The sequence below is a fragment of the Thioalkalicoccus limnaeus genome (assembly GCF_041197575.1).
GTDB classification, from domain to species: Bacteria; Pseudomonadota; Gammaproteobacteria; order Chromatiales; family Chromatiaceae; genus Thioalkalicoccus; species Thioalkalicoccus limnaeus.
In genome coordinates this window covers 68,098-75,938 of the sequence record NZ_JBDKXB010000016.1, presented here as the reverse complement: position 1 = coordinate 75,938, position 7,841 = coordinate 68,098, and the positions used below count along the sequence as shown (strand labels likewise).

The 7,841-nt window shown below is 67.8% G+C and carries 5 protein-coding genes and 1 pseudogene; 5 read left to right on the top strand and 1 reads right to left on the bottom strand.

The annotated features are described in order from the left end of the window. A pseudogene (locus ABC977_RS12335) lies at positions 1-322 on the bottom strand (transposase); the annotation flags it as partial. Between the two features lie 442 nt (positions 323-764). Between ABC977_RS12335 and ABC977_RS12330 the strand changes: the two are divergent. The 5 genes from ABC977_RS12330 (at position 765) to ABC977_RS12310 (ending at position 7,803) form a co-directional block, all read left to right on the top strand. Next, entirely contained in the window at positions 765-2,168 is a 1,404-nt protein-coding gene (locus ABC977_RS12330) for a bifunctional enoyl-CoA hydratase/phosphate acetyltransferase (protein ID WP_369667567.1), read from the top strand. Between the two features lie 8 nt (positions 2,169-2,176). Then, positions 2,177-3,394 (top strand): acetate/propionate family kinase, encoded by a 1,218-nt coding sequence (locus ABC977_RS12325; protein WP_369667566.1) that lies wholly within the window; start codon positions 2,177-2,179, stop codon positions 3,392-3,394. 84 nt (positions 3,395-3,478) lie between these two features. Continuing rightward, a complete protein-coding gene (gene fabI / locus ABC977_RS12320) occupies positions 3,479-4,258 on the top strand; it encodes an enoyl-ACP reductase FabI (RefSeq protein WP_369667565.1) in 780 nt (259 codons plus the stop codon). A 64-nt stretch (positions 4,259-4,322) separates the two neighbouring features. Continuing rightward, complete coding sequence (locus ABC977_RS12315; protein ID WP_369667564.1) at positions 4,323-6,677, top strand: alpha/beta fold hydrolase; 2,355 nt, start codon at positions 4,323-4,325, stop codon at positions 6,675-6,677. 175 nt (positions 6,678-6,852) lie between these two features. Further along, positions 6,853-7,803, top strand: a complete 951-nt coding sequence (locus ABC977_RS12310; protein ID WP_369667563.1) for an alpha/beta hydrolase — start codon at positions 6,853-6,855, stop codon at positions 7,801-7,803. The last annotated feature ends 38 nt before the right edge of the window (positions 7,804-7,841 follow it).

The window sequence follows — 7,841 nt, the reverse complement described above, 5'->3', positions numbered from 1 at the left end:
TTTCTGTCGCGCGCCGTCGCGGTAGTCCTTGTAGCGCAAGGCAACGCGCTCGCCGTCGAAGTTCACGAGCCGCGCGTCGCTCAGCGCAATGCGGTGGCTGTAGCGCCCAGGGTCGTCGACGACCGTCTCGGTGTGGGTGAGGCAGGGCTTGGAGTAGACCACCCAGTCGCGGGCCATCAGGGTGCCAGGTGCCGTCGGCGCCGAGCGCCCCGCCAGGCACCAGGCAATGCAGGTGAACGTGGCACACCAGGGTCTCGCCCCAGGTGTGCAGCACCACGCTCATCCCGAGCTGCCCATCCAGGCGCTTGCGGTCGGAGAAGAACTGGGGCCAGTGCGGCCTGGCAAGGCCGCGTGTTCTAGCCCGACTTCGACTATTCGACCCTGGATTTCTCGATTTTCGGGCCAGATCGACCTCGGGAAGTGGGGCAAGTATTTGATAAGAAATGGAGACAGACCACGTTTTGGGCGTTTCCGATCCTCCAGCTGTCGGTCGGTCCACATAGCGGTATGGACTTGTCGCCACCCGATCAAACCCCACGAAAGCCTTGCGGCGCATCCAGCTTCCCTGAGTGGAGTATGGTGTAAACGCCCCAAGATGCAAATCGGCTGCGCGGGTCGGAATGTCAGCCTTGTCGCTCCGTCCTCCACGGTCACACCCTCGTCATGCATTCCGGCTATGCTACGACAATCCTCGATTGTGCAGCGCAACACGCCCAGCCAGGACGGTACTCGCCCCCTCCCCTTGCCCAGCCGGAGACACGCCGATGCCCCAGTACCTCGAGAACCGGGTGTTCGACGAGATCGAGATCGGTCAAACCGCGGAACTACAGCGCACGCTGACGCGCGATGACGTGGCCTTGTTTAGCAAGGTCTCGGGCGACCTGAACCCGACCCACATGGACGAGGAGTACGCCCGCGCGCGCGGCGCCAAGGGCGTTGTCGGGCACAGTCTGTGGGCCACGACGCTGATCTCGAGCCTGCTTGCGAACGTGCTGCCGGGGCCAGGGACCCTTTATCGCCACCAGGATTCGACCTTTCATCGGCCGGTCGAGCTCGGCGATGTCCTGACCGCGCGCATCGCGGTCATCGAGAAGGCCGCCGAGGCCCTGGTGACCTTCGAGTGCCGGGTCATGAACCAGCGCGACGAGCCGGTGATGACCGGCCGTGCGACCGTCGTTGCGCCGACCGAGCCGCTGCGGATCGAGGTGCCGGAGCTCGCCGAGATCTCGGTCCGGCATCATGACAGCTTTGGTGCGCTGTTCGATCAGGTGCGCGCGCTCGAGCCAGTCCCCACCGCGGTCGTCCATCCGGTCGACCAGGTGTCGCTCCAGGGGGCGCTCGAAGCGGCCGAGAGCGCGTTCATCCGGCCGATCCTGGTCGGCCCCGAGGCCCGCATCCGGGCCGTCGCCGACGAACATGGCCTGTCGCTCGCCGGGATCGAGATCCTCGATGTCGCGCACAGTCACGCAGCCGCCGCACGCGCCGTTGCGCTGATCCGCGAAGGCTCGGCCGAGATCCTGATGAAGGGCAGCCTGCACACCGACGAGGTCTTGAGCGCCGTGCTCGACCGGGCGAACGGCATCCGCACCGAGCGGCGCATCAGCCACATCTTCGTCATGGATGTGCCGACCTACCCCAAGCTGCTCTTGATCTCGGACGCGGCGGTCAATATCGCGCCGGATCTCGACGCGAAGCGCGACATCTGCCAGAACGCCATCGATTTGGCGCGCACCCTCGGCGTTGCGCAACCGAAGGTCGCGATCCTGTCGGCGGTCGAGACCGTCCGACCCAAAATTCAATCGACGATCGATGCCGCGGCGCTGTGCAAGATGGCCGACCGCGGCCAGATCGAGGGCGGCCTGCTCGACGGGCCGCTGGCGATGGACAACGCGATCAACTTGGAGGCGGCGCGGATCAAGAAGATCGACTCGGCGGTTGCCGGCGTCGCCGATGTGTTGATCGCACCGGACCTCGAGGCCGGCAACATCCTCGCCAAGCAGCTGATCTTCCTCGCCAACGCCGAGGCGGCCGGGATCGTGCTCGGGGCACGGGTGCCGATCGTGCTGACCTCGCGCGCCGACAGCGTCCGCACCCGGCGCGCCTCGGCCGCGACCGCCGTGTTGCACGCGCACGCGGTGCGCCGCGGCCAGCTTCAGCCGACGCATTAGGGGGCGACATGGACGCACCCGCCAAAGAGCGGATCCTGACGCTGAATGCCGGCTCCTCGAGCATCAAGTTCGCCGTCTACGAGATCGCGGACGAGGCGCCGGTGCTAAGCGTCAAGGGCCAGGTCGAGGGCATCGGCAGTGCGCCGCATTTCGTCGCCAGGTCGGCCACCGGCCAGCGCCTCGCCGAGAGCTACTGGGAGCCGACGGACCCCACTCAGGGCCATGCGCGGGCCTTTCAACAGATCTGGCGTTGGCTCGCCGAGGCCACCGGCGACGGCCAGATCCTCGCCATCGGTCACCGCGTCGCCCACGGCGGCGATGTCTATGCCGAGCCCGTGCAGATCACGGAGCAGGTGATCGAGGCCCTGACCGCGTTGATCCCGCTCGTGCCACTGCACCAGCCGAACAACCTGGCCGCGATCCGGGCCGTCGCGCGCGATCACCCGAATCTTCCGCAGGTCGCCTGCTTCGATACCAGTTTCCACCAAGGCCGCCCGCGCGTCAGCGAGCAGCTCGCGCTGCCCCGAGCGCTGCGCGCGCGCGGCCTCAAGCGCTACGGCTTTCACGGCCTATCGTACGAATACATCGCCGGGCGCCTGCGGGAGCTCGCGCCCGAGGTCGCGGACGGCCGCGTCGTGATCGCCCATCTCGGCAGCGGCTGCAGCATGACGGCGATCAAGGACGGCCGCAGTCAAGAGACCACGATGGGCTTCTCATCGCTCGACGGGCTGCCGATGGGCACCCGGTGCGGGGCGCTGGACCCGGGCGTGCTGCTGTTCCTGATGCGCGAGGACGGGCTCGGCGTTGCCGAGCTCGAGCGGCTGCTCTACAAGCAAGCTGGCCTGCTCGGCCTCTCCGGCGTCGGCAACGACCTGCGCGATCTGCACGCGAGCGACGATCCCCATGCCGCCGAGGCGATCGACTACTTCGTCTACCGGATCGGCCAAACGCTCGGTGCGCTCGTTGCGTCGATCGGCGGCCTCGATGCGCTGGTCTTCACGGCCGGCGTCGGCGAGAACGACGCCGAGATTCGCGCCCGCGTCGGGCGCGATGCCGCTTGGCTCGGCATCGAGATCGATGCGGTCGCCAATGCCGCTCATGCGCTGCGGATCAGCCGACCGGGTCAGACGCCGTCGGTCTGGGTCATCCCGACCGATGAGGAGCTGATGATCGCTCGCCATACGCTGCGGGTCGTGCGGTCCGAAGGCGCCCGCGCGGTCACCTGACGGCGCGGGCGTCGAGTCGTCCGACTCGCCCCTTTCGATCTCGACATCGATCTCGACACCGGGTCCGCCCGGGCGGAGCATGACATGCTGGACAAAGACTATTTCTCGCTCGAAGGCAAGAAGGGGATGGTGCTCGGCATCGCCAACGAGCATTCGATCGCCTACGGCTGTGCCCGCGCCTGCCGCGCGCTCGGCGCGGAACTGGCGATCACCTACTTGAACGACAAGGCGCGACCCTTCGTCGAGCCGTGCGCGAAGGCGGTCGACGCCGAGCTCTTCCTCCCCTGCGATGTCACCAAGCCCGGTGAGCTGGAGGCCCTTTTCGATGCGATCCGCGCACGCTGGGGCCGGCTCGATTTCGCGATCCACTCGATCGCGTTCGCGCCGCGCGAGGATCTCCACGGGCGGCTCGTCGACAGCTCGGCGGCGGGCTTCGGTCTCGCCGTCGATGTCTCGGCCCACTCCTTCCTGCGCATGGCGCGCCTGGCCGAGCCGCTGATGACCGATGGCGGGTCGCTGTTCGCGATGACCTTCCAGGGCGCCGAGCGCGTCGTCAAGACCTACAACCTGATGGGGCCGGTCAAGGCCGCGTTGGAGGCCGCGGTGCGTTACGTCGCGGCCGAGCTGGGGCCGAAGGAGATCCGCGCCTTCGCGGTCTCACCGGGACCGCTCCCGACCCGCGCCGCCTCGGGGCTCAAGGATTTCGACGAACTGGTCGAGGAGGCGCGCACCAAATCCCTGCTCGGGCGCCTCGCGACGCCGGACGATGTCGGCGCGCTCGTCGCGCTGCTGGCGACCCGCACCGGGGCCATGTTGACCGGCCAGACCATCTACGTCGACGGCGGCTATCACATCAAGGGCTGAAGCCCGGCGGTCACCGACCGGCGCCCCCGTCGCCCCGCCCTTCCCGACCACCCGGAGCACTGCGATGTTCGATGCGACCCCTTTCTTCAAGCAGGCGGATCTTGCGAAGGCTCTCGACCATTGGCCCAAGCTCGCGGATTCCGCCCCGGGCGATTATGCCCAGTACGCGAAGGATCTCGGCGCCGTCGCCGAGGCGCATTACAAGCGCGCGCTCGACACGGCGCTCGAGCAGACCAAGAAGAACCTGGCCACCTCCAGCGCGATCGCTAGCGCCTGGGCGAACCCGATGCTCGGCCGCTATTGGTTCGAGTACCTGGTCGACGCCGCGCAACGCTCGGTGCTCTTCACCGATGCGATGCGCCAGCGCGCCAACTACTTCGTCGAGCACGAGGAGGGCAGCGACAAGACGGTGCTGAGCTGGGAGCACGAGCTGATCCTCGACGGCACCAAGCTGGCCCGTCCGGTCAACTATTCGCTGGTGCAGATCGTGCCGCCGAAGGGGGTCGAGATCCGCCACGACGGTCGGCCCTACATCATCATCGACCCGCGTGCCGGCCACGGCTCGGGCATCGGCGGCTTCAAGGACGCCAGCCAGGTCGGCGCTGCGATCCATCAGGGTCATCCGACCTACTTCGTCACCTTCAGCCGGTTGCCGGTGCCCGGGCAGACGCTCGCCGACGTGACGGCCGCCGAGGCCGACTTCGTCCGCGAGGTCCGCCGTCGTCACCCGGATGCGCCGAAGCCGGTGTTGATCGGCAATTGCCAGGGTGGCTGGGCCGCGATGCTGCTCGCGGCCACCAACCCCGACATCACGGGTCCGGTCGTCGCGAACGGCTCACCGCTCTCCTATTGGGCCGGTGAAAAGGGCAAGAACCCGATGCGCTACCTCGGCGGGCTCGTCGGCGGGACGCCGATCGTCAAGTTCCTCGCGGACCTCGGCGATGGCCAGTTCGACGGCGCCCATCTGGTCTTCAACTTCGAGCGCCTGAGCCCGAGCAATACCTGGTGGGGCAAGTACTACAACCTCTGGGACAAGGTCGACACCGAGGTGCCCCGTTTCGTCGGCTTCGAGCGCTGGTGGGGCAGCTTCTTCTACATGACGCGCGACGAGATCAGCTGGATCGTCGAGAACCTGTTCGTCGGCAACCGGCTCGGTCGCGGCACGGCCAACCTGAACGAGCGCACGCATGTGGATCTGCGCGACATCAACTCGCCGGTCATCATCTTCGCCTCGCACGGCGACAACATCACGCCGCCGCAGCAGGCTCTCGGCTGGATCCCGGATCACTACCGCGACGTCGAGGAGATCCGCGCCCGCGGTCAGCGGATCCTCTATACCCTGCACGAGAATGTCGGTCACCTGGGCATCTTCGTCGCGTCCTCGGTCGCGAAAAAGGAGCATGATCAGATCGTCTCGACGCTGAAGGCGATCGAGGCGCTGGCCCCGGGCCTCTACGAGATGGTCATCACCGACGAGGTCGGCGAGGGCATTCACAAGCAGTTCAAGGTCGCCTTCGCCGAGCGGACCATCGAGCAGGTCATCGAGCAGAGCGGCGGCGACGATTCCGATCGACCCTTCGCCGCCGTCGCCCGTCTCTCGGAGCTCAGCAGCGAGGTCTACGAGCTGACCATGCGACCCTTCGTCCGGGCTCTCGCCAACGAGACCAACGCCCAGGTCCTCGCCCACACCAACCCGATGCGGCTGCAGCGCTGGGTGCAAAGCGACCGCAACCCGTTGATGCCGGCCGTCAAGGACCTCGCCGACGAGGTGCGCAAGCAGCGCCAGCCGGCCGCCGACGACAACCCGTTCCGCGAGATGGAGCGCTTCGGCGCCGCGCTCGTGAGCCAGTGGTGGGACGGGATGCGCGACCTGCAGAACGCGCTGATCGAATGGAACTTCCACCTGCTGTGGGGGGCACCGCCGATGCAGCGGCTCGGCGAGGGTCTCGACCGGACCATCAGCCAGGCGCCGAGAGAAGACCTGCGGACCCTGACCTCGGTCCAGGACGCGCTCGACCGGATCGAGCACGGCGACTTCGCCGACGGCCTGATCCGGATGCTGATCTTCCTTGCCCATTCACGCAAGGAGGTGCGCCGTTCGCGGCTCGAACGCTCCAACCAGATGCTGCTGTCGACCGAGCCCTTCGCCAGCATGAAGCCGAAGGCGCGGACCCGGCTGATCCACAAGGAGTCGCTGATCGTCGGGTACGAGCCCGAGGCGGCCCTTGCGGCCTTGCCTCGGCTGATCGTCTCGCCCGAGGAGCGGCAGCGGGCGCTGGCCCTGTGCGAGGAGATCGCCGGCCCGCGCGAGGAGATGAGCCCGGAGACGCTGGAGATGCTGAACCGGCTCGCGCTGGCCTTGGGCGAGAACCCGCTCGATCGGGCCAGCACCCCGGAGGATCTGCGCAAGATCGCCTGACAGGCGCGCGCTGCGGGGCCGCGGGCCAGGTTGGGCCAGGCCGGCCCAGGCCAGCCCGAACACGGCGGCGATCGGATAAGATGCCAGTTACTGGATCCGATCGCTCGCGACGGGGGCGGTCGCCCGACGGCCCTGGCCGCTTCCCGGCCAGGGCCAAGCGCCAACAGGAGACGCCATGGAGAAGCCACGCGATGTCGAGATGCCCGAGGCGCTGCGCGCCTGGCTCGTCGAGGTCGACGAGATCAAGCGGAAGGCGCGCGAGCGCGGCTTCCGCCGCACGGTCACCAACACCCGCGAGACCTGGGATACCCTGACCCGCCGACTCGTGACCGAGGTCCCCGAGCTCCCGTGGATCCAGGACGAGATGATCGCCGGGCCCGACTACCGGGTCCCGGTGCGTCTTTACGATCCAGACCCAGACGAGCCGCTGCCGGTCGCGCTATTCGTCCACGGCGGCGGTCACATCTCGGGTAGCGTCGCCATCTATGACCCGATCGCCCGCAAGCTGGCCGAGGCGACCCGCCACGTCGTCGTCGCGATCGAGTATCGTCTCGCCCCCGAATGCCCCTACCCGGCCGCGCTGAAAGACACGATGGCCTGCGCGAAGCGCGTCTTCCGCCTGCTCGAGGCCCTCGGGGTGCCGCATCGACCGCGGCTTGCGCTGATCGGCGACAGCGGCGGCGGTGCGCTCTGCGCGACGGCCTCGCACCTGGCCCAATACGAGCCCGGCATCGAGATCGACCGCCAGGTCCTGCTTTATCCGGGCCTCGACTACACGCTGTCGCAGCCGTCGGTGATCACGAACGGCGAGGGCTACCTGCTCGAGCGCGAGCGCATCATGTGGATGTTCGATGCCTACTTGCAGAACGCCGAGAACCGCCGGTCGGTGTCGCCGCTGTTCATGGACATCACGCCGGCCTACCCGCCGACCCTGATCGTCACGGCCGCGTTCGATCCGCTGCATGACGAGGGTGCCCTCTATGCCACGCGGCTGCGCGAGGCCGGGATTCCCGTCGAGCATCTCGATCTGCCCGGCGTGATCCATGGCTTCCTGAATCTCGAGCAGTTGGTGCCCGACGCCTGCCGTCAGACCTACGCCGCCATCGGCGACTTCCTGAGAGCCTGACCGCGACCCACTCGCTCGGATCGACCATCACAGGAGCT